Raw genomic sequence first — 21,762 nt, 5'->3', positions numbered from 1 at the left:
CTGTACCCGTGTCGATTGGTGAGCAAGACAGTAACCCGCAGTTCACCAGACCGTCAGGTGCGGCGGTGATCGCCAGCTTGGCGAATTCACGGGGTTTTGAATTCAGTTCATTGGTCATCATTGACGTGTGGTGGCCCCGACAATCGCGAATCCGATGCGATCTGGATTTGCCACAGGCCACCCTGTCGGGCGGCACACACAACTGTCGGGCCCGCTATTTTCCCCGGTAGAGTGGCGTCGCGCGGCGCGCCGTAATTGCCGCGTGGCGTGAATCGCACCCTTGCGTGGTGCCGAGGCGTTAATGTTCCAGACGGCGTTGAAATTGGAGACTGGAGGGTACGAATGGGCGGTTACAAGACCGTGGTCGTCGGCACGGACGGCTCGGATTCATCGCTGCGTGCAGTCGACCGGGCGGGCTACCTCGCCTCCAGCCCGGGCTCCAAGGTCATCGTGGCGACCGCCTATTTCCCGGCTTCCGAGGACACCCGCGCGGCCGACCTGCTGAAGGACGAGGGCTACAAGATGGCGGGCAACGCCCCCATCTACGCGATCCTGCGAGAGGCGCGCGACCGGGCCAAGGAAGCTGGTGCTGCCGAGGTCGAAGAGCGCGCTGTCGTCGGTGCTCCGGTTGACGCCCTGGTGGATCTGGCCGAAGAGGTCGGCGCTGACCTGCTGGTCGTCGGCAACGTCGGACTGAGCACGATCGCGGGCCGCCTGCTGGGGTCGGTTCCGGCCAATGTGGCGCGGCGGTCCAAGACCGACGTGCTGATCGTCCACACCACCGGCTAGGCATACCGCCGGGCCGCTGCAGACTGGACCGATGACCCACTGCCGAACCCGACTGTGGGTCGATGGCGTACTGAAGACGGAGGACTTCCCCCTCCACGACGTGTCCACTCACCTCGCCGAGGACGGGGCCTTGGTGTGGGTGGACATGTGCAACCCGGATCATGGCGTGCTCTGCGAACTGGCCGACGAGCTCGGCTTCGATCAGCACGCCGTCGAGGACACCGTCGCTCATGCCGAGCGCACCAAGGCCACGCGCTATGCGTCGCACACGTTTCTCACCGTGTACGCCACCGCGCTGGCGCCGCCGATGGTCAACGACTTGGAGTCGCGGCTGCTGATGACCAGGGTGTCGATTTTCGTGCTGCCCGCCGGGATCGTCACCGTCCGGCACGAAATCGATCCGCAGAAGCCGGTTTTCGACATAGACGAAGTGGTCCGCCGGTGGGATGAGAACGCCGACCTGTTGAAGATGGGACCACCGGCACTGCTGCATGGCCTGCTCGACGTGATCGTCGACGGTCAGTTCGACACCATCCAGCAGCTCGACGACGCGATCGAGTCCCTCGAGGACGGGTTGTTCGACGATCGCGCAGTGACCCGCACGATCCAGCGCTCGACGTATCGGCTGCGCAAGGAGCTCGTCGAGTTGCGCCGCATCGTGCTGCCGATGCGCGAGGTGATCAACACGATCATGCGTCGCCGCGCCGAGCATTCCGACACCGTCGAACTCGACAGCTGGTACTCGGATCTCTACGACCACGTCATCCGCGCGGCGGAATGGACCGAGTCATTGCGGGACATGATCACCACGGTGTTCGAGACCAATCTGTCGCTGCAGGACGCCCGGCTCAACACGATCATGAAGAAGCTCACCGGTTGGGCGGCCATCATTGCCGTGCCGACGGCGGTAACCGGTTGGTACGGGCAGAACGTGCCGTATCCGGGGTTCTCTCAGACGGCGGGGGTGGTGGCCAGCGCCCTGATCATCATCGTGACGTCGGGCCTGCTCTACGTCGCGTTCAAGCGGCGCGGCTGGATCTGAGGCATCAGACGTGTAGCGCGGTGAACGGTGCGAACGGCAGATTGCGCACCACGAACCACGCCGATATCACCGCCAGCGCCACGACCGGCGCCCATCGACGGTGTTGCCACCCTGTGATCTGCCGGCCGGTGACGCGGCCATAGGTCCACGTCCCATAGGCCACGGCCAACAAGCCGAACGCCACCAACGCCAGCGCGTTGAACCTGACGGCCGCCAGGAGATCGCCGTGCAGCAGCGAATAGATCATGCGCAGCGTTCCGCAACCCGGACAGTCAACGCCGAGAAGGGCTTTCGTCGGGCACACGGGTAGTACGCCGCCGGGTGTGGTCGGGTCGGCGATCCACACCGCCGCACAGGCGCACGCGGCCATTGCACCGACGACTATCGGCGCGCCGAGGCGGGCGAGACGGCCGTCGGCCGCCTGCCCAACCTCGGTCGAAGTCACGACGTGGTGGTTTCGACGTCCATATTCATCACGCCGGCAGCGAACAGAACGCCGTAGATCACGAGGATGACGACCCACGCGATCACGCTATAGATCACCCACTTCTTGGCGGCCTTGGCCGAAGCCTCGGCCTCGGCATACTGGCCCTGAACCCACAGCCCGTTCACCTGGGCGGCCTTCACGATCGCGACGATGCCGGTGATCGGGAAGCAGAAAATCGTGGCCAGGATGGCAAGCGCCAGATTGTTCTTGGGCTGCTGTGCCGGTGGTGGGGCTCCATAAGGTTGCTGGGACATCGACGCCTCCGAATTATTGGACAAGCTAACGGTGCAGAGCGTGCTTAGGCTACCCGATGTAACCCCTGGGTATGGGGCATCGCTTGGATCGTTGCATGCGCGTCCTCACGCGGTGCACGAAGTTTTGCCAACCGGATATTTGAACGATTGTCTGTTTCGGATTTCGACACGTGACCGTGGTTTAGGCTCGCCCCAACTGGCCATCAACGCAAGGAGAGGCCGATGAGGATTCAGTTGTTGAGTGTCGTTGGCGCAGTGGCGATTTTGACGGTCGGCGCGGTGGGACGGGAGCCACGGTCACCATCGACGGTCAGGCCAAGCAGGTCGACGGGCCGGTGGTGTGCGCGACGACGGACGGCAAGTTCTCGATCGCGATCGGTGATGTCAACGGGGTGGTGCTGAATTTCACCGACGGGGTGCCCGGCGATTCCGCCACCGCCACCAAGGACGGCAACACCTACACCATCAAAGGCAATGCCAGCGGTTCGGACTCGACCGGCAAGCAGGTCAGCAGGCCGTTCGAGATCGTCGCGACCTGCCCCTAGTGGGGTCGGCGTAACCCGTTATGTCACAGCGCTTCGCCGATGTCGGGAAGCAACGAGATTCCTTCTGGATTCGGCTCATTGGGGCGATGTCGCCGAAACATTGCTGCCGTTTCACGCACGTTGCGTTTGGCCCACTCCGGGTTGAAGCGGCGAAGAACGTCGTACTCGAATTGGAATGCCTGCGCACGGTCGCCGACATACTTGTGGGCGAGGTTCGAGACCTCACCTTGGCAGAACCAGTACAGGACGTCGTTCAGGCTGCCGACTCGATCGAATCCGACCTTCCCGCGTTCGTAGAAGGCGAAGTGGTACCAGCCGTCGTCGCCGACGTAGATGTTGAGTCCATCATTTGTCAACAAGCCGACAGTCACAGTGCGGACTTCCAGTTGAGCTGAGAGGCGGTCGATCTGAGCTTGCAGTTCAGTCGATTTGGCGTCCACGGATCACCAGCCGCGTTCGCGCCACTCCTGCAGATGCGGCCGCTCAGAGCCGAGGCTCGTGTCGTCGCCGTGGCCCGGGTAGACGACGGTGTCGTCGCCGAACACGCCGAACACCCGGTCGTTCACATCGCCGAGCAACTGCTCGAACGCGCCCGGTTCCCAGGTCTTTCCGACCCCGCCCGGGAACAGGCAGTCGCCGGTGAACAGGTGAGTGGCCGTCCGCTCGGCGGTGGGCCGCAGTGCCAGTGCCACCGAGCCGGGGGTGTGGCCGCGCAGGTGGATCACGTCGAAGACCAGATCGCCGACGCTGATGGTGTCGCCGCCGGCCAGGAACCGGTCCGGTTTCACCGGCAGCGGGTCGGCGTCGAGCTGGTGGGCGGCGGTGGGCACCCCGGTCGCCGCGGCCAGTGCTTCCAGTGCCTGCCAGTGATCGAAATGCTGGTGGCTGGTCACGATCAGGGTCAGCTTCGGTCCGTGCTCCCGCACCAGGTCGACGAGCAGTTCCGGGTCGTTGGCGGCGTCGATCAATAAACTCTCGCCGGTGTGGGAACACGTGATCAGGTATGTGTTGTTGTCCATCGGGCCCACCGACATCTTGATGATCGTGGCTCCTGGCACGGTCCTGCGGGCTGCGGCCTGCGGTTCGACGTGTCCGGTGTAGGTGTCGTCGACGACTGTCATGGTCGCCACGTTACTTGTCGGTGGGTCGACATAGCATGGGGAGCGGCGTCTTCTCGCCGATAAACCTGCAGGAAGGGGGCGCTGGTGGCTGACCGTCTGGTCGTCAAGGGCGCGCGTGAGCACAACTTGCGCAGCATCGACTTGGACCTGCCCCGCGACAGTCTGATCGTCTTCACGGGGTTGTCCGGATCGGGCAAGTCCTCGCTGGCGTTCGACACGATCTTCGCCGAGGGCCAGCGCCGCTATGTCGAGTCGCTCTCGGCCTATGCCCGCCAGTTCCTCGGTCAGATGGACAAGCCGGACGTCGACTTCATCGAGGGGCTCTCGCCGGCGGTCTCGATCGACCAGAAGTCCACCAACCGCAACCCGCGTTCGACGGTCGGCACCATCACCGAGGTCTACGACTATCTGCGGTTGCTCTATGCCCGCGCCGGCACCCCGCACTGCCCGGTCTGTGGCGAGCGGATCGCGCGGCAGACTCCGCAGCAGATCGTCGACCAGGTGCTGGCCATGCCGGAGGGCACCCGCTTCCAGGTGCTGGCGCCGGTCGTGCGCACCCGCAAGGGCGAGTTCGTCGACCTCTTCGACAAGCTGAACAGCCAGGGCTACAGCCGGGTCCGGGTGGACGGCGTGGTGCACCCGCTCACCGATCCGCCCAAGCTGAAGAAGCAGGAGAAGCACGACATCGAGGTGGTGGTCGACCGGCTGACGGTCAAGGCCAGCGCCAAACAGCGGCTCACCGACTCCGTCGAGACGGCGCTGAACCTCGCCGACGGCATCGTGGTGCTGGAGTTCGTCGACCGTGAGGACGACCACCCGCATCGCGAGCAGCGGTTCTCCGAGAAGCTGGCCTGCCCCAACGGCCACCCCCTGGCGGTCGACGACCTCGAACCGCGGTCGTTCTCGTTCAACTCGCCGTACGGCGCCTGCCCGGAATGCAGCGGCCTGGGTATCCGCAAGGAGGTCGATCCGGAACTGGTGGTCCCCGACCCGGATATGACGCTGGCCGAGGGCGCGGTCGCGCCGTGGGCGATGGGCCACACCGCGGAGTACTTCACCCGCATGATGGCCGGCTTGGGCGAGTCCATGGGTTTCGACGTCGACACCCCGTGGCGCAAGCTCCCGGCCAAGGCGCGCAAGGCGATTCTGGAAGGTTGCGACGAGCAGGTCCACGTCCGTTACAAGAACCGCTATGGCCGAACCCGGTCGTACTACGCCGAATTCGAAGGCGTGATGGCCTTCCTGCACCGGCGCATGGAGCAAACCGAGTCCGAGCAGATGAAGGAACGCTACGACGGGTTCATGCGCGACGTGCCGTGCCCGGTCTGCGACGGCACCCGGCTCAAGCCCGAGATCCTGGCGGTCACGCTGGCGGCGGGGGAGCACGGCGCGAAGTCGATCGCCGAAGTCTGCGAGCTGTCCATCGCGGACTGCTCGGAGTTCCTCAACGATCTGACTCTCGGCACCCGCGAATCGGCGATCGCCGGACAGGTACTCAAGGAGGTTCAGTCCCGGCTGGGCTTCCTGCTCGACGTCGGGCTGGACTATCTGTCGCTGTCCCGCGCGGCGGGCACGCTGTCCGGCGGCGAGGCCCAGCGCATCCGGCTGGCCACCCAGATCGGCTCGGGTCTGGTCGGCGTGCTCTACGTGCTCGACGAGCCGTCGATCGGGCTGCATCAGCGGGACAACCGTCGGTTGATCGAAACCCTCACGCGGCTAAGGGATTTGGGCAACACCTTGATCGTCGTCGAACACGACGAGGACACCATCGCGCACTCTGACTGGGTGGTCGACATCGGCCCGGCGGCCGGTGAGCACGGCGGCCAGGTGGTACACAGCGGGCCGTACGCCGACCTGCTGCGCAACCCCAACTCCATCACCGGTGCCTACCTGTCGGGCAAGCAGACCATCGATGTGCCGGCCATCCGCCGGCCGGTCGACCGCCGCAAGCAACTGACCGTGATCGGCGCACGCGAGCACAACCTGCACGACATCGACGTCGCATTCCCACTCGGGGTGCTCACCTCGGTGACCGGGGTGTCGGGCTCGGGCAAGTCCACGCTGGTCAACGACATCCTGGCCTCGGTGCTGGCCAACAAGCTCAACGGCGCCCGCCAGGTCCCGGGCCGGCACACCAGGATCAACGGGCTCGAGCACGTCGACAAGCTGGTGCGGGTCGATCAGTCGCCCATCGGGCGCACCCCGCGATCCAACCCGGCGACCTACACCGGTGTGTTCGACAAGATCCGCACATTGTTCGCCGCCACCACCGAGGCCAAGGTCCGCGGCTATCAGCCGGGCCGGTTCTCGTTCAACGTCAAAGGTGGTCGGTGCGAAGCATGTTCGGGTGATGGCACCATCAAGATCGAGATGAACTTCCTGCCCGACGTGTACGTGCCGTGCGAGGTCTGCCAGGGCGCTCGCTACAACCGCGAAACGCTCGAAGTGCACTACAAGGGCAAGACCATCTCCGAGGTGCTCGACCTGTCCATCGAGGACGCGGCCGAGTTCTTCGAGCCGATCAGCTCGATTCACCGGTACCTGCGGACCCTCGTCGACGTCGGGCTGGGCTACGTGCGGCTGGGCCAGCCGGCCCCGACACTGTCCGGCGGCGAGGCGCAGCGCGTCAAGCTGGCCGCCGAGCTGCAGAAGCGCTCGACGGGCCGCACCGTCTACATCCTCGACGAGCCGACCACCGGTCTGCATTTCGAGGACATCCGCAAGCTGCTCAAGGTCATCAACGGCCTTGTGGACAAAGGTAATTCGGTGATCGTCATCGAGCACAACCTGGATGTCATCAAGACGTCGGACTGGATCGTCGACATGGGTCCCGAGGGTGGTTCGGGCGGTGGCACGGTCGTCGCACAGGGCACGCCGGAGGATGTGGCCGCGGTGCCGGAGAGCTACACCGGCAAGTTCCTGTCCGACGTGCTGAACGCGCCGGCACCCAAGAAGACCACCCGGACTGCCAGGCGGCGCAAGGTCAGTTAGCCCTGGACTGTCGGCCGGATGGTGATGTCGCCGATCTCGACATCTCGCGGCTGCTCGATCGCGAATGCGATCGCCCTGGCGACGGCCTCGGGCGGAATGCCGAAGCTCTCCATGGCCGCGCGGGCCTGCCTGCGGGCCTCGGGATCCTCGATCGAGGAGTCCAACTCGGTGTTCACATAGCCGGGTGAGATCGACGTGGTGCGGACGACGCCGTCGGTCGACTCCTGGCGCAGCGCCTCCAGCAGAGTGCGCACGGCGTTCTTGGTGGCCGCGTAGACGCCCATGTTCGGCACGATCTTGATACCGGCAGTCGACACGACGGTGACGAAGTCCCCGTGACCCTGGCGGCGGAACACCGGCATCGCCGCCGCGATGCCGTGCAGCACACCGCGCACGTTGACATCGATCATCGCGTCCCAGCCGTCGACGTCGAGAGTGGAAGTCGGGCCGATGCGGCTGATCCCGGCGTTGCCGACGAACACATCGAGGCGCCCGAATTCCTGCACCGCGGCGTCGACGAGCCGCTCGACATCGGCACGCTGCGTGACGTCGGTGACGATGGTCGACGCCGCCCCGCCCGCGTCGCGAATCTCGCCGGCCAGCGCGCGCAGCCGGTCATCGCGGCGTGCGCCGAGGACGACTGCCGCGCCGCGACCGGCCAGCAGGCGCGCCGTCGCGGCGCCGATACCGCTGCTCGCGCCGGTGATCGCGACGACGGGCCCGGTCAGGGCTGATCCGGGTTGTGCATCGACGCGCGAATCTCTTCCAACCGCTCGGCGGCGGCCTTCTGCCGCGCCTCGTACTGTTCCTCGACGGTGCGGCCCTCCGGAGTTTCGGCAGCCAATTCGGCTGAGCCGAGCGCGGTTCCGTACCGGGTCTCGATCTTCTCCTGCACCGACTCGAATGTCGGCACCCCAGAATCGTCGTAGCTGTCGTCGGGCATGACCTCACCGTACTCCGGGCGGGCCTCCCGCGGCTGCGATCGTGACCGGGCCGGGCGCACGCACCGGGGGCCGGGCAGGGGCACCACGGGAACGCCCGGTGTGTGGATCTGGCCGGCCAGCCATGGCAGCGCGGTGGCGAACGCGCGCGCTGCGAACGGCCAGTCGTGTTTGCCGGGCTCGGCCACCACCGAGCAGTCGATGCCGTTGGCGCTGCCGAGGCCGCACAACGCGTTCGCGGCGGCCGTCTGATCGCCCGGATTCGGGACGGCCGGCAGTGGACGCTGAGCCGACGGATTGCCCGAGATCGCGAACCATCCGGAAACACCTTGGTATGAACCATGTTTGGCGATGACAGTGGCGGGGTCAAAACTCGCGTAGCTGGCCGCGTTGCCACCGAACAACCGCGTGATGGTCTGAGCCCTGGTACCGGAGTTCGGGGCGTAGTCGCCGGCGATGTCCTCGAAGGCGCTGAACATATCGGGGTGCATGGTGGTGAGGTCCACCGCACAGGTTCCGCCCATTGACCAGCCGACGACACCCCAATTCGCCCGGTCAGCGCTGACGCCGAAATTCGAGATCATGAACGGCACAACGTCTTTGGTCAGATGGTCGGCGGAGTTGCCGCGAGGTCCGTTGACGCATTCGGTGTCGTTGTTGAACGCGCCGCCGGAGTCGACGAACACGAACACCGGAGCGTCACCGTGATGGGCGGCCGCGAAGTCGTCGATCGTCTTGATGGCGTTGCCCGCCCGCAGCCAGTCGGCGGGCGTGTTGAATTCCCCGCCGACCATCATCACGGTGGGCAGCTTCGGCGGCGGATTGGTGGCGTAGTACGCCGGGGGCAGGTACACGAGTTCCTCGCGATGCGCGAAATGCGAAGCGTCCGAGGGGATGGTCACCGGCACCACCGTGCCCGTGGCCGGGATGGCGTGCTGGACCACCATCGCCGAGACGGTGGCGCGGTCGGTCTGGTCCGGCAGCGGACCCGCGGTCAGCTGATTCCAGGCGGTCTGCACGGTGGGGAAGTAGCCCACCCAGAGATTGAGCATCAGTGCCGTCGCCAGTGCGCACAGCGGGATCGCCACCACGGACATGCCACGCCGCCACCACCGTGCGCCGCGCCAGCCCGCAATCGCCACCAACGCGGCCGCCGTGGTCACGGCGATCCATACCCACAGCTGATGCGGGGCCGGATCGCCGGCCAGCCCGTCATCGGAGATGGCCCGCTGGGCATACCACGCCGCCGCGATGCCGGCGGCAGCCGCAAGCGGCAGCCACAACAGCCGCCAGCGGCGCGTCCGCCAGCCGGCGGCCAACACCAGAACCAGACCGGCCAGGATCTGCACCGTCAGGGGCAACCATCCATGCATCAACGAAATGTGTTGGTGATCGGCCGGTGTCACGCAACCATGGTGACCAAGCTTCCTTGGCGGTCGCTGTGAGCCGACCGGCTCAGCTAACGCGGTTTGGCGAGCGGGAACGGCAGGGTTTCGCGGATGCTGTGCCCGGTGATCAGCATGACGACCCGGTCGACGCCGACTCCGAGACCGCCGGTCGGCGGCATGGCGTATTCCATCGCCTGCAGGAAATCTTCGTCCAGCTCCATCGCCTCGGGATCACCGTCCGCTGCCAGCAGGGACTGCTCCTCCAGCCGGCGCCGCTGCTCGACGGGATCGGTGAGCTCGCTGTACGCAGTGCCCAATTCGACACCCCATGCGACCAGGTCCCAGCGTTCGGCCACGCCGGGCTTGCTGCGGTGCGGGCGGGTCAGCGGCGACACCGACGTCGGGAAGTCGGTGTAGAACGTCGGCATCTCGGTGCGGTCCTCCACCAGCCGTTCGTAGAGTTCCAGCACCACCGCACCGGCATCCCAGTGGGTCAGGTAGGGGACCCGCGCGCCGTCGCACAACCGGTGCAGCTCGGTCAGCCCGGTGTCGGCGTCGATCTGCTCGCCGAGTGCTTCGGAGACCGCGTCGTGCACCGTCTTGACCGTCCACGTTCCGGAGATGTCCACTCCCTCGAGCTGATCGGGGGCGTCGGCGCGGGGGCGCATCACCACCGCGGAGCCATTGGCCGCGATGGCCGCGTTCTGGATGAGCTCGCGGCAGCCGTCGATCCATACCCGGTAATCGGCGTGCGCCTGATAGGCCTCGAGCAGAGTGAATTCCGGATTGTGGCTGAAATCGACACCTTCGTTGCGGAATGCCCGGCCCAGCTCGAATACTCGCTCGACGCCCCCGACGCACAACCGCTTGAGGTAGAGCTCGGGGGCGATGCGCAGATACAGGTCGAGATCGTATGCGTTGATGTGGGTCTTGAACGGCCGGGCATTGGCGCCGCCGTGGATCTGCTGCAGGATCGGCGTCTCGACCTCGAGAAAACCCTTGGCGAACAAGGTTTCCCGGATCGAGTGCAATACGTTGCTGCGGGCGCGGATCAGATCGCGGGCCTCGGGGTTGATCGCGAGGTCGACGTATCGGGCCCGGACTCTGGCTTCCGGGTCTTGCAGGCCCTTCCACTTATCGGGCAAGGGGCGCAGGCACTTTCCGAGCATGCGCCACTGCTCGACCAGTACCGAACGGGTGCCGTTCTTGCTGTAGCCCATATGCCCGGTCACCTCGACCAGATCGCCGAGGTCGACCCCGGCGAAGTCCTCGGCGGCGCCGTCGAGCGTGGCCTTGTCCAGCAACAGTTGCACATCGCCCGACCAGTCGCGCAGCTGAGCGAACACCACGCCGCCGTAGTCGCGGACCCGCAGGATCCGGCCGGCGACGGACAGGGTGACGGTGTCGTCGGCAACCAGCGCCTGCGCGACGCTGTGGGTAGGCGGTTGGCCGACCGGGTAGGCGTCGACGCCGTTGCGCTGCAAGGCTTTCAGCTTGGCCATCCGGACCCGTACCTGGTCGGGGAGCCGCTGTCCGCGATCGGGCTTACTGTCGTCGGGTTCGTCGGGATCTGGCGCGCTACCGTCGGCGTGCAGCCGGCCGGAGGCGGCCAGGCCCTCGGGTACGGCCGAATGATGGCCGGTGTGCTGCCTGCCGCGCCGGGAGAACGGCAGCACCAGGAAGCCTTCCGCGATGACGGAGGCCACGCCGACGCGCGGGATCAGCCGGGCGTCTTCGTAGCACGCATAGCGTGGCACCCACTGCGGCTGGTATTTCATGTTCGACCGGTACAGCGTCTCCAGCTGCCACCACTTCGAGAAGAACACCAGCATGGCACGCCACAACCGCGCGACGGGGCCGGCGCCGAGTTGGGCTCCTTGTTCGAAAGCCGCGCGGAACATCGCGAAGTTCAGCGAAACACGGCTGACCCCAATATCTTCGGCATTCTGCAAGAGTTCGGTGACCATCAGTTCGATGGTGCCGTTGGGCGATTTCGGTGACCTGCGCATCAGGTCCAGCGAGAGCCCGTTGTTGCCCCATGGCACCAGTGACAGCATCGCCACGACTTCGTCGTCAGCGCCGTGGACCGCCTCCACCAGCAGGCAATCACCGTCGGCGCTGTCGCCGAGGCGCCCCAGCGCCATCGAGAAACCGCGCTCGGTCTCGGTGTCCCGCCAGGCATCGGCGCGGGCGATCACCGCGGCCATCTCCTCGGCGGAGAAGTCGCGGTGCCGGCGCATCCGCACGGTCAGCCCGGCGCGACGGGCCCGGGTGACGGCCTGGCGCACGGCACGCATGTCGGATCCGGACAGATGGAACTGGTCGGGGTAGAGGATGGCTTCGTCGCCGAGCTGCAGGGCGTTGAGGCCCGCCTCGCGGTATGCCTGGGCGCCAGTCGAACTGGCGCCCATCACTCCGGGGGCCCAGCCGTAGTCCTGGCACAGGGACAGCCACGCGGCGATCGCCTGTTGCCACGCCCGTGGATCGCCGATCGGGTCACCGCTGGCCAGGCAGACCCCGACTTCGACGCGATAGGTGATCGCGGCGCGGGCGTTGGCGGCGAAGACGACTGACTTGTCGCGGCGGGTGGCGAAGTAGCCGAGGGAATCGTTCTTGCCGTAGGCCTGCAGCAGGCCGCGGATGGCGGATTCGTCCTCACCGGTCAGTGCGTTCTCGGCACGCTGGGATTGGAACAGCACGATCGCGGCCACCATCAACGCCAGCGCGCCGAGCAGGCCGAGCAGCGCGTTGACGAAGGTGTGCGGATGGCCCTCGAAGGATTCCGCGCCGGCGCCGGCGAACGCGGAGACGCGGTTCAGCGCGTACCAGAAGCGGTCTTCGCGGGCCAGCGTGCCGGGGAAGAACTCGAGCAAGGCCCAGCCGATCAGCGTGCCGGTGGCCATGCCGGCCACCAGGGTTGCCGCCGCCTTGAGCAGGGCGCCGCGGCGCACCCTGGCCCAGAACTGGTTGTAGGCCAGGACCAGGGCGCCGGCCGCGGCGATGTGGAAGACCAGGCCGATGACCTCGCCGGCGTCGACGGCCGCGGTCTCGTCGCCGCTGATCAGGTCGGCGATGTTCCAGACCGACGCCGCCACCATGTAAAAAACCAGAATCCACCAGGCGATGCGCTTGCGGGCCGCGAGCGCGGCGGCCAGCAGGGCCAGCACGAACGCCCAGGCGAAGCTGGTGTCCGGGAAGTTGAAAAGGTAGCTGTTGATGAACTCCCGGGGCATCCGGATCAGGTGCCGAATGATCGTGGAAACGCTCGACAGCAGCGACAGCGTCGCGATGACGCCGATGATCCAGCCCGCTGCCGCGGGTACCCAGCGAAACCGTGAAGTTGGCCGACTCGTGGTGACGGTCATAGGCCGCGAGGATATTCCCTCGGCATGCGAAATGTCTGTGGTGCGCTACCAGACAGGGCCAGTATATTTTTCGCCCGGACCGCCGCCGGGTTCGTCGGGGGCCGCACTGGCTTCCCGAAATGCCAACTGGAGACTTTTCAATCCGTCGCGTACCGGGCCTGCGTGCGGGCCGAGATATTCCGCAGACGCGGTCACCAGACCGGCCAACGCAGTGATCAGACGGCGGGCTTCGTCGAGGTCACGATGTTCGCTGGCGTCCGGATCGGGCGAAGACAGCCCGATTTTCTCGGCGGCGGCACTCATCAGCATCACCGCGGCGCGGGTGATCACCTCCACGGCGGGAATGTCGGCCAGGTCGCGGATGTCGTTGGGGTCCGTCATGCCTGCTAGACTGGCACGCACGACCGTCCCGGCGTACGCCAGGGACAGCAAGAGGAGTCCCACTCCCACCGCTCGCCACGGATATTTCCGCAGGTAAAGCGGTCCGGTCGCAGATACCGTCAGGGTATCTGTCCTGCGATTTCGCAGGGCGGCGTCAGCCGTGATCGGTCGGCATCGGGCCCTGCTTCAGGCAGGGCCTTCTCGCTGATGGCGTGGATTCTCCCCAGCTGTTCCCGTCGTGTGACACCGCGGTGGTCCGCACAGGAAACCGAACCAGGGAGGCCCCATCAGCACTGAGACCCGTGTCAACGAGCGCATTCGCGTACCTGAAGTCCGACTGATCGGACCGGGCGGGGAACAGGTAGGCATCGTGCGCATCGAAGACGCCCTCCGCGTCGCCGCGGATGCCGATCTCGATCTTGTCGAAGTAGCCCCGAATGCCAGGCCGCCGGTCTGCAAAATCATGGACTACGGCAAGTACAAGTACGAGACGGCTCTCAAGGAGCGCGAGTCTCGCAAGAACCAGCAGCAGACCGTCGTCAAGGAGCAGAAGCTTCGGCCCAAGATCGACGACCACGACTACCAGACCAAGAAGGGTCACGTCATCCGCTTCCTGGAGGCGGGTTCGAAGGTCAAGGTCACGATCATGTTCCGCGGACGCGAGCAGTCGCGGCCCGAACTCGGGTTCCGACTCCTGCAGCGGCTGGGCGCCGATGTCGCCGACTACGGCTTCATCGAGACGTCCGCCAAGCAGGACGGCCGCAACATGACGATGGTGCTGGCACCGCACCGCGGCGCGAAGACTCGCGCCAAGGCGGCGCATGACGCCGACACCCCCGCGGGGCGTCCGGCCGAACCCCAGCCCACCGAAACACCTGAGACCACCTAGAAACTGAGGACCAATGCCCAAGGCCAAGACTCACAGCGGCGCCTCCAAGCGTTTCCGCAAGACCGGCACCGGGAAGATCGTGCGGCAGAAGGCGAACCGTCGCCACCTGCTCGAGCACAAGGCCACCAAGCGGACCCGCCGCCTTGACGGTCGCACCGTCGTGTCGGCCAACGACACCAAGCGTGTCAACGCGATGCTGAACGGCTAAGCGCCGTAACCCCTCAACTTTTGACCGACCAAGAATAGGAACACCGCAATGGCACGCGTGAAGCGCGCACTCAATGCCCAGAAGAAGCGGCGCACAGTACTGAAGGCGTCCAAGGGCTACCGCGGCCAGCGCTCGCGGCTTTACCGCAAAGCCAAAGAGCAGCAGCTGCATTCGCTCACTTACGCATACCGGGACCGTCGTGCCCGCAAGGGTGAGTTCCGCAAGCTGTGGATCTCTCGCATCAATGCTGCGGCCCGCGCCAACGACATCACCTACAACCGGCTGATCCAGGGCCTGAAGGCTGCTGGTATCGAGGTCGATCGCAAGAATCTCGCCGAGATCGCCGTCAGCGACCCGGCCGCGTTCACCGCGCTGGTCGAAGCCGCCAAGGCCGCACTGCCGGAGGATGTCAACGCACCTTCGGGTGAAGCCGCCTGACAACGGCACTCACTGAACGATCCGCCCGGGTGGTGGCTGCAGTAAAACTGCAGCGCCACACCGGGCGTCTTCGTGCTGGGCGCTTCTTGGCCGAGGGGCCGAACCTCGTCGAGGCGGCGGCCCGCCACGGACTCGTGCTGGAGGTGTTCGCGACAGAGGCTGCCGCACAACGCCACAGCGAGCTGCTGGCCGGGCTGACGGTGCACGAGGTCACCGAGCGCGCAGCCAAGGCGCTCTCGGAGACCGTGACGCCCTCCGGACTGGTCGCGGTGTGCACGCCACCCGATGTCGCCCTCGCCGACGTCCTCGCTGCCCGCCCGCGGCTCGTGCTCGTCGCCGTCGCGACGTCCGAACCGGGCAACGCCGGCACGCTGATCCGCATCGCCGACGCGATGGGCGCCGACGCCGTGGTGCTCACCGACGACAGCGTCGACCCGTACAACGGCAAGTGCCTGCGCGCATCGGCGGGCAGCATCTTCGCGCTGCCGGTGCTCGAGGCTCCCGACTCCGCCGTGCTCGTCGCCGAGTTGCGGTCGGCGGGACTGACCGTGCGTGCCACCACGCTGGACGCCGACAACACCCTGGACGCGGTGGATCTCACCCGGCCGACGGCGTGGCTGTTCGGCTCCGAGGCACACGGCCTCGCCGCCGACGTCGCGCGGCTGGCAGACGAGCGGGTCCGCGTGCCGATGTGGGGTGGTGCGGAGAGCCTGAACGTGGCCGCCGCCGCGGCGATCTGCATGTACGAGAGCGCTCGTTCGCTCCGGCTGGGCTAATCTGCCGAAGCGGATTGGTGAGCCGTGCTATCTTTCTCGGCGATACATCTCGGGCACAATCTGTAAAGCTCGATTCGTCACAGAGCCGGGGGAGCGATGGCCCGTTACGACTACATCATTGCCGGAGCCGGCTCGGCGGGATGCGTTCTCGCCAATCGGCTGTCGACCGATCCGGCGGTGTCCGTCCTCCTGATCGAAGCGGGCGGCCCGGACCGCAATCCGATGATCCACGTGCCCAAGGGCTCGGCGGTGCTCCTGGAGAACGAGAAGTACGTGTGGCGCTACGCCACGACACCTTTCGGACCGAACAACAAGTCCGAGTTCTGGACCCGCGGAAAGCTTCTGGGCGGGTCCAGCTCCGTCAACGGCATGGTGTACAACCGTGGCAACAAGGACGACTACGACGAATTGGAACGGCGCGGCAACAAGGGCTGGAACTGGGACGAGATCCTGCCGATCTTCAAGGGTTTCGAGGACAACCAGTTCGGTGCCTCGCCGACGCGCGGCGCCGGCGGACCGCTGCATATCTCGGTTGCCGATGACCTCGACCCGCTGTGCGACGAGATCGTTGCGGCCGGGGCTGCCAGTGGGTTACGCGCGGTCCAAGACATCAACGAATCCGACGACGAGCGGATCGGCTACAGCACGGCGACGATCAAGAACGGGCGCCGCGTCAGTGCCGCCGACGCATTCCTGAAGCCGGTGCGGCGCCGGCCCAACCTCACCGTGGTCACCGGCACGACCGTCGATCGCATCATCGTCGAGAACGGGCGTGCTGTTGGGGTCCAGGCCCGTAGCCGGGGCGGCGCCGCCGAGTTCCGGGCACGCCGCGAAGTGATCGTGTCCTTGGGCAGCATGGGGAGCCCGAAGTTGTTGCAGCTCTCCGGGATCGGACCTCGTGAGGTGCTGGCCGCCGCGGGTGTGCCGCTGCTGCTGGAACGCGACAACGTGGGCCGGCGGATGCGCGAGCACCGCTGCATCGTGGTTCGCTACCGGCTCAACGCCGATCTCGGATACAACCGAAAGCTGTCGAGCCGGTTGGGGCAGGCCGTCACGGCTGGTCGTTACGCACTCACCCGCAAGGGACTGATGGCCACGCCGACGTTCGATGTGCTGGGATTCGTGAAAACCACGCCCGATCAACCCCGGGTGGACGGCCAGCTTCTGCTGGGGCCGTTCACGATCCCGGCGTACAACGAGGGCGAACCGATGGTCATCGAGCGCCAGCCGGGGCTTTCTGTTCTGGGGTTCGTGCTGCGGCCGACATCGGAAGGCAGTGTCGAGATCACGTCGAATGACCCCGACGCCGCGCCGCGGTTGGACCCGAACTACCTGACCAGCGACTACGACCGCGAGACGAGTGCGGCGCTGGTGCGCAGGACCCGGGAGATCTTCGCCCGATCTCCGATCGCCGATCGCATCAGCCACGAGCTCTATCCCGGGGCCGACGTGTGTGACGACGACGCGCTGGCCGATGCGGCACTCGACGGCGGGTACAGCGGATACCACGCGATCGGCAGCTGCGCGATGGGCCCCAGCGATGACGACGTCGTGGACGACCAGTTGCGCGTGCGGGGCATCGACGGGCTGCGCGTGGTGGACTGTTCGGCCATGCCGACCATGCTGGCCGGCAATCTCAACGGCCCGGTTATGGCGATGGCCTGGCGTGCCGCCGATCTGATCCTGCACGGCACATAGGAACAAACCTCCGCTACGTGTTGACCCGGTATCTACAACTCAACGGCCCTACGACTGTCGCGGACCTCGTCGTGGCGCTCGACGACTGGGGGTTCACCGTCGCGGGGAGACCGTCCAAGGCAATCTCGGACGCGCTGCGATGGGAAAGGGGCCGCGACCGGGTGGGTTGCGGCATTACGTGCCGAAGCGAAGAGTCTGTCGCTCGGAGGCGGGCAGCAACCCGAGAAGTGAGCAGAGCCCGGCCCCCGAAGCTCACTCGCTGAGCAGCCCCTTGGCCACGTGGGTGATCTGCACCTCGTTGCTGCCGGCGTAGATCATCAGCGACTTCGCGTCGCGGGCAAGCTGTTCCACGCGGTACTCGGTCATGTACCCGTTACCGCCGAAGAGCTGGATCGCCTCCATGGCCACATCGGTCGCCGCCTGCGAGCAGTAGTACTTCATCGCCGACGCCTCGGCCAGTGAGATCGGTGTGCCCGTCTGCCCACATTCGATCACCCGGAACAGCATGTTGCGCACGTTCATTCGCGCCACCTCCATGTTGGCCAGCTTGAGCTGGATCAACTGGAACTGCCCGATCTCCTTGCCCCACAACGTCCGCGTCTTCGCGTAATCGGTACACAGCCGCAGGCACTCCTCGATCACGCCGAGTGCCATCGACACCACTCCGATGCGCTCCGCGGCGAAACTCGATCGGGCACTGTCCCGGCCGTCGCCGGACTTGTTCTCCTCGGTCTCGCCCAGCAGGCGATCCCGGCCCAGGCGGACGTTGTTGAAGAACAGCTCACCGGTGCGCGAACTGTGAATCCCCATCTTGCGGAACGGTTTGGCCTGAACAAAGCCCTCCATACCGCGATCCAGCACGAACGTCAGCACCTTGCGATCCCGCTTGCTGACCGAGGCATCGCCCTCGTCCAACTTGGCGTACACCACCACCACGTCGGCGTCGGGACCATTGGTGATGAACGTTTTCTGTCCGTTGAGGATGTAGTCGTCGCCATCGCGCACGACGTAGGACTTCATGCCGCCGAACGCATCCGAACCCGAATCCGGCTCGGTGATCGCCCATGCGCCGATCTTCTCGTAAGTCACCAGCTCGGGCAGCCAGCGCTCCTGCTGAGCCAGCGTGCCCCGGCTCTGAATGGTGGGCACGGTCAACCCGAGGCTCACACCCATCCCGGTGACCAGGCCCATGCTCACCCGACAGAGCTCACTGATCAGCACGAAGCCCATGCCGGCTGAGCCACCGTCGCCGAACATGCCGGCGCCACCCTTGGACGTCGTCTCGGCGCCGGCCCGCATCTTGTCCAGCCGCTTGTTCAGCGACTCCCGCGCCATCTCGCCGATACCGAAGGTGGCGAACAGCTTCCGGACGATCGGGTAGGGCTCCATATCGCCGCTCTCCAGAGCGTCGATATGCGGGCGCACCTCTTTGTCGACGAACTCGCGGACGGCGTCGCGCACAGCAATATCGACGTCGGACCATTCGATCATGGGTTCTCCGGTTCAGGCGGCAGCGGTACGTCCTCGGGCGGGCCGCAAACCGGCTAGTGAGAACGTCGTGTGGACCAGCGACCCCGCACGCGCGACGAGGCTCTTGTGTCGAGGGACATAGTGCATGGGCATGCCGCGCCGGTCTTTAGGGGGTGCCATGAAACCGGGTGCCTCGACCAGCGGAGCGTCGGCCGGAATCTGTCCGGCCGCGCGCCGGTACGCCGACAACGCCCGCGGGTGCAGCCGGATCTCGTCGGGCACCGCCCAGAACGCCAGTTCGACGGCCTTGCCGAACAGCCGCAGCGCCACCTCGTCACCGGGTGTCCAACGCATCCCGGCCCGCTCCCGTACCGCGGGATCGAACAGGCCGGCCGCGATCCAGCGCTGCCCGGCGACCATCGGCTTGAACAACTGGTCCCAGATCGGTGTCGGCATCAACACGAACTTCGGCTTCGGGATCCGGATGTCGAAGATCTCCAGCGTCGCCTTGTTGATCTCCAGCTCGTCGCGGCAGGTGCGGTCCCAGTATTCGCAGAAGTCCTCCCACGTCTCGGGCACCGGCCGCATGCTCATCCCGTACATCGCGTACCACTGCACGTGCTCGTCGAAGAGTTGGCGCTTCTCGGCCTCGGTCAGCCCGCCGCAGAAGTACTCGGCCACCTTCAGGATCAGCATGAAGAAAGTGGCGTGCGCCCAGTAGAACGTCTCGGGGTCCAGCGCGTGATAGCGCCGTCCCGCACTGTCGACACCCTTGATTCCCTGGTGGAACCCTTTGATCTGTTCGCCGGTTTGCCGGGCGCGCTCGCCGTCATAGACCACGCCCATGATCGGGTACACCGACCGCGCGACGCGCTGGAGCGGCTCGCGTAACAGGATCGAATGCTCTTCCACTCCGGCGCCCAGTTGCGGGTACATGTTCTGCAGCGACCCGATCCACACACCGAGCATCCCGGTGCGCAGGTCGCCGAAGTACTTCCATGTCAGCGAGTCCGGCCCGAGCGGGGTCGGCTTTGCGGGGCGAGTGGTCTTCGTTGACCTCATGTACAGACGATAGGGCTGACAACAAGCGTTGTCCATAACGGCGACGAAGCTGTGACCATGCGTTTGACATAGCGATACGTCGACCGCGTCACACCAGGTTGGCTGGCCCGAAATCCGTTCCCTAGGCTGGATCTCGTGGACGTCGAGCCGTTCGACGATCAACCCGATTCCCTCGTTGACGTCAGCCAACCCGGGCGTGGGCCCGCTGCGTGGTGGCACAACACCAACCACAATCCGGGCGTCATCGCCCTGGTTCGTCGTGCCCGGCGGATGTTGCCCGGCGACCCGGACTTCGGGGATCCACTCTCGGCGGCCGGCGAGGGCGGTGCCCGTGCCGCCGCGCGTGCTGCCGACCGGTTGCTGCGCGATCGGGAGGCTGCCACCCGCGAGGTGAGCTTGGCCACCCTGCAGCTCTGGCAGGCGCTCACCGAACGGGTTTCCGGCCGGCCGGCCAACCGCGAGGTGACGTTGGTCTTCACCGACCTCGTCGGGTTCTCCAGCTGGTCGCTGCAGGCCGGCGACGACGCGACGCTGCGGTTGCTGCGCCGGGTCGCCCAGGTGGCCGAGCCGCCGCTGCTCGACGCGGGCGGGCACATCGTCAAACGGATGGGCGACGGCATCATGGCCGTTTTCACCGATCCGGTGACGGCGGTGCGCGCCACGATGGCGGCCCGCGACGCCGTCCGAACCGTCGAGGTAGACGGATATACACCGCGGATGCGTGCCGGTATCCATACCGGCCGTCCGCAGCGCATCGGCTCGGATTGGCTGGGCGTGGACGTCAACATCGCCGCGCGGGTGATGGACCGTGCCACCCGCGGTGGGCTCATCGTGTCGGAGAAGACGCTGGAGCTGATCGATGCCGAACAACTCGAGTCGCTCGGGGTGACGGTCAAGAAGATCAGGCGCCAGGTCTTCGCGCCGCGCGCCACCGGTGTGCCGACCGATCTGGTGATGTATCGCCTCAAAACCCGCAGGGATCTGCCGGCCGAGGACGACGCCGACGACCTCGAAGCCCAGGCATAGTGGGTGGAGATGGTTTTCGCTCTGTTCTCGCGGCTGGACCGCGTTCGGGTCACGTTGGGCTACTCCGCAGCGCTGCTGGCGGTGGCGGCCACACTGCTGGCGCTGGGGCCACACGTCCGTGACCAGGTCATCTGGCGCGCGAGCACCAATCTTCACAATCTTGGGCACGGCCGCTTCGGCACGCTGATCGGCAGTGCCTTCGTCACCGAGCAGGGCCCGATCTACGTCTGGCTGCCCGGTTTGTTCGCAATTCTCGGGCTCGCCGAACTGCTGTGGCGCAGCCGCCGGATGGTCGTCGCGTTCGTCGTCGGCCACGTCGGGGCGACGTTGTTGGTGGCGGCCGGGCTGGCCGCGGCGCTGGGCGCCGGGCTGGCGTCCTGGTCGGTTGCCAATGTCACCGATGTCGGCATGAGCTACGGCGCAGTGGGCGTGTTGGGCGCACTCACCGCGGCGATCCCGCAGCGCTGGCGGGCGGCGTGGACCGGCTGGTGGCTGGCCGTGGCGTTCGGTTCAGCGATCAGCTCCGGCGGCGACTTCACCAATGTCGGCCATGGTGTTGCCCTGGTCCTGGGCATGGTGGTGGGCACCCGCTTCGGTCACCCGGCGCACTGGACCACCGCGCGGTACGCGCTGCTCGCCGTCGCGATGGCCTTCGGTTACCTGATCATGGCCAACACCGGGCTGTCGATCCTGACGACAGCGACGCTCGGCGTGCTGGGCGCGCTGGCGGCCGCCCGCGTCGCCCGCCGTAGGGCGGTCCGGCGGGCGTTGGCCGGCGCGGCCACTGCGCAACCCGCCGGCTCATAACTCCCTTCTCGAACCTTCTGCGATACCCTGCGCGCCAGTACCGCGTCATATGTGACATATATCTAGTCAGTTATGACACCGATG

General features: G+C 66.3%; 20 protein-coding genes and 2 pseudogenes. 12 read left to right on the top strand and 10 right to left on the bottom strand.

All coding sequences use genetic code 11. The annotated features are described in order from the left end of the window. Positions 1-342 precede the first annotated feature (342 nt). Positions 343-789 (top strand): universal stress protein, encoded by a 447-nt coding sequence (locus HPC46_RS17990; RefSeq protein ID WP_179472291.1) that lies wholly within the window; start codon positions 343-345, stop codon positions 787-789. A gap of 31 nt (positions 790-820) precedes the next feature. Further along, positions 821-1,831 (top strand): magnesium transporter CorA family protein, encoded by a 1,011-nt coding sequence (locus HPC46_RS17985; RefSeq protein ID WP_179472289.1) that lies wholly within the window; start codon positions 821-823, stop codon positions 1,829-1,831. 4 nt (positions 1,832-1,835) lie between these two features. Here HPC46_RS17985 and HPC46_RS17980 read toward each other — a convergent pair whose 3' ends face one another. After that, on the bottom strand, positions 1,836-2,201 hold the full coding sequence (locus HPC46_RS17980; protein WP_179472418.1) for a DUF2752 domain-containing protein: 366 nt from the start codon (positions 2,199-2,201) through the stop codon (positions 1,836-1,838). Between the two features lie 71 nt (positions 2,202-2,272). Further along, positions 2,273-2,572, bottom strand: a complete 300-nt coding sequence (locus tag HPC46_RS17975) for a CD225/dispanin family protein (RefSeq protein WP_179472287.1) — start codon at positions 2,570-2,572, stop codon at positions 2,273-2,275. Between the two features lie 293 nt (positions 2,573-2,865). On the opposite strand from HPC46_RS17975, the pseudogene HPC46_RS17970 reads away from it, so the two are divergent. Further along, positions 2,866-3,117, top strand: a pseudogene (locus HPC46_RS17970) (lipoprotein LpqH); the annotation flags it as partial. Positions 3,118-3,140: 23 nt separating this feature from the next. Here the strand turns inward: HPC46_RS17970 and HPC46_RS17965 are convergent. Both HPC46_RS17965 and HPC46_RS17960 read right to left on the bottom strand, forming a co-directional pair. Further along, entirely contained in the window at positions 3,141-3,488 is a 348-nt protein-coding gene (locus HPC46_RS17965; protein ID WP_179472414.1) for an Imm63 family immunity protein, read from the bottom strand. 72 nt (positions 3,489-3,560) lie between these two features. Further along, complete coding sequence (locus HPC46_RS17960; protein ID WP_179472285.1) at positions 3,561-4,238, bottom strand: MBL fold metallo-hydrolase; 678 nt, start codon at positions 4,236-4,238, stop codon at positions 3,561-3,563. An 84-nt stretch (positions 4,239-4,322) separates the two neighbouring features. On the opposite strand from HPC46_RS17960, the gene uvrA reads away from it, so the two are divergent. Beyond that, a complete protein-coding gene (gene uvrA / locus HPC46_RS17955; RefSeq protein WP_179472283.1) occupies positions 4,323-7,229 on the top strand; it encodes an excinuclease ABC subunit UvrA in 2,907 nt (968 codons plus the stop codon). On the opposite strand, the gene HPC46_RS17950 is transcribed toward uvrA, so the two are convergent. The 4 genes and pseudogenes from HPC46_RS17950 to HPC46_RS17935 form a co-directional block, all read right to left on the bottom strand. Continuing rightward, the gene (locus HPC46_RS17950) at positions 7,226-7,957 is read right to left on the bottom strand and encodes an SDR family oxidoreductase (protein ID WP_179472412.1); all 732 of its coding nucleotides are present in this window, start codon (positions 7,955-7,957) and stop codon (positions 7,226-7,228) included. The genes uvrA and HPC46_RS17950 overlap by 4 nt on opposite strands. Before the next feature lie 284 nt (positions 7,958-8,241). Next, a pseudogene (locus tag HPC46_RS17945) lies at positions 8,242-9,543 on the bottom strand (alpha/beta hydrolase); the annotation flags it as partial. 86 nt (positions 9,544-9,629) lie between these two features. Next, positions 9,630-12,923 (bottom strand): bifunctional lysylphosphatidylglycerol synthetase/lysine--tRNA ligase LysX, encoded by a 3,294-nt coding sequence (lysX, locus tag HPC46_RS17940; protein ID WP_179472279.1) that lies wholly within the window; start codon positions 12,921-12,923, stop codon positions 9,630-9,632. Positions 12,924-12,968: 45 nt separating this feature from the next. Continuing rightward, complete coding sequence (locus HPC46_RS17935) at positions 12,969-13,304, bottom strand: DUF1844 domain-containing protein (protein ID WP_179472277.1); 336 nt, start codon at positions 13,302-13,304, stop codon at positions 12,969-12,971. A gap of 286 nt (positions 13,305-13,590) precedes the next feature. Here HPC46_RS17935 and infC point away from each other — a divergent pair, with 286 nt between their 5' ends. From infC to HPC46_RS35030, 6 genes are all read left to right on the top strand, one after another. Further along, positions 13,591-14,193, top strand: a complete 603-nt coding sequence (gene infC, locus HPC46_RS17930) for a translation initiation factor IF-3 (RefSeq protein WP_081479193.1) — start codon at positions 13,591-13,593, stop codon at positions 14,191-14,193. Positions 14,194-14,206: 13 nt separating this feature from the next. Next, positions 14,207-14,401: a 50S ribosomal protein L35 gene (rpmI, locus tag HPC46_RS17925; protein WP_005149094.1), complete on the top strand. Its 195-nt coding sequence runs from the start codon at positions 14,207-14,209 to the stop codon at positions 14,399-14,401. Between the two features lie 48 nt (positions 14,402-14,449). Then, positions 14,450-14,839 (top strand): 50S ribosomal protein L20, encoded by a 390-nt coding sequence (rplT, locus tag HPC46_RS17920; RefSeq protein ID WP_005149096.1) that lies wholly within the window; start codon positions 14,450-14,452, stop codon positions 14,837-14,839. A 29-nt stretch (positions 14,840-14,868) separates the two neighbouring features. Next, positions 14,869-15,615 (top strand): TrmH family RNA methyltransferase, encoded by a 747-nt coding sequence (locus tag HPC46_RS17915; protein ID WP_325096696.1) that lies wholly within the window; start codon positions 14,869-14,871, stop codon positions 15,613-15,615. Positions 15,616-15,711: 96 nt separating this feature from the next. Next, positions 15,712-17,313, top strand: coding sequence for a GMC family oxidoreductase (locus HPC46_RS17910; RefSeq protein WP_179472275.1), 1,602 nt, complete (start codon positions 15,712-15,714; stop codon positions 17,311-17,313). After that, entirely contained in the window at positions 17,277-17,576 is a 300-nt protein-coding gene (locus tag HPC46_RS35030) for a hypothetical protein (RefSeq protein WP_233716493.1), read from the top strand. Before HPC46_RS17910 ends, HPC46_RS35030 begins: the two co-directional genes overlap by 37 nt. Here HPC46_RS35030 and HPC46_RS17905 read toward each other — a convergent pair. Beyond that, positions 17,566-18,804, bottom strand: coding sequence for an acyl-CoA dehydrogenase family protein (locus HPC46_RS17905; RefSeq protein WP_179472273.1), 1,239 nt, complete (start codon positions 18,802-18,804; stop codon positions 17,566-17,568). The two genes, HPC46_RS35030 and HPC46_RS17905, sit on opposite strands and share 11 nt — an antisense overlap. A gap of 12 nt (positions 18,805-18,816) precedes the next feature. Further along, positions 18,817-19,845 carry an oxygenase MpaB family protein gene (locus HPC46_RS17900; RefSeq protein ID WP_179472272.1) on the bottom strand — a complete coding sequence of 343 codons (1,029 nt, stop codon included), beginning with the start codon at positions 19,843-19,845 and terminating at the stop codon, positions 18,817-18,819. Between the two features lie 135 nt (positions 19,846-19,980). Here HPC46_RS17900 and HPC46_RS17895 point away from each other — a divergent pair, with 135 nt between their 5' ends. Then, the gene (locus HPC46_RS17895; protein WP_179472270.1) at positions 19,981-20,871 is read left to right on the top strand and encodes an adenylate/guanylate cyclase domain-containing protein; all 891 of its coding nucleotides are present in this window, start codon (positions 19,981-19,983) and stop codon (positions 20,869-20,871) included. Between the two features lie 9 nt (positions 20,872-20,880). Next, a complete protein-coding gene (locus tag HPC46_RS17890; RefSeq protein WP_179472268.1) occupies positions 20,881-21,678 on the top strand; it encodes a rhomboid-like protein in 798 nt (265 codons plus the stop codon). The last annotated feature ends 84 nt before the right edge of the window (positions 21,679-21,762 follow it).

Source organism: Mycolicibacterium vinylchloridicum, assembly GCF_013404075.1.
Classification (GTDB): Bacteria; Actinomycetota; Actinomycetes; order Mycobacteriales; family Mycobacteriaceae; genus Mycobacterium; species Mycobacterium vinylchloridicum.
Note: the sequence above shows the minus strand (reverse complement) of the source record. Positions and strands in the feature narration are given on the sequence as shown.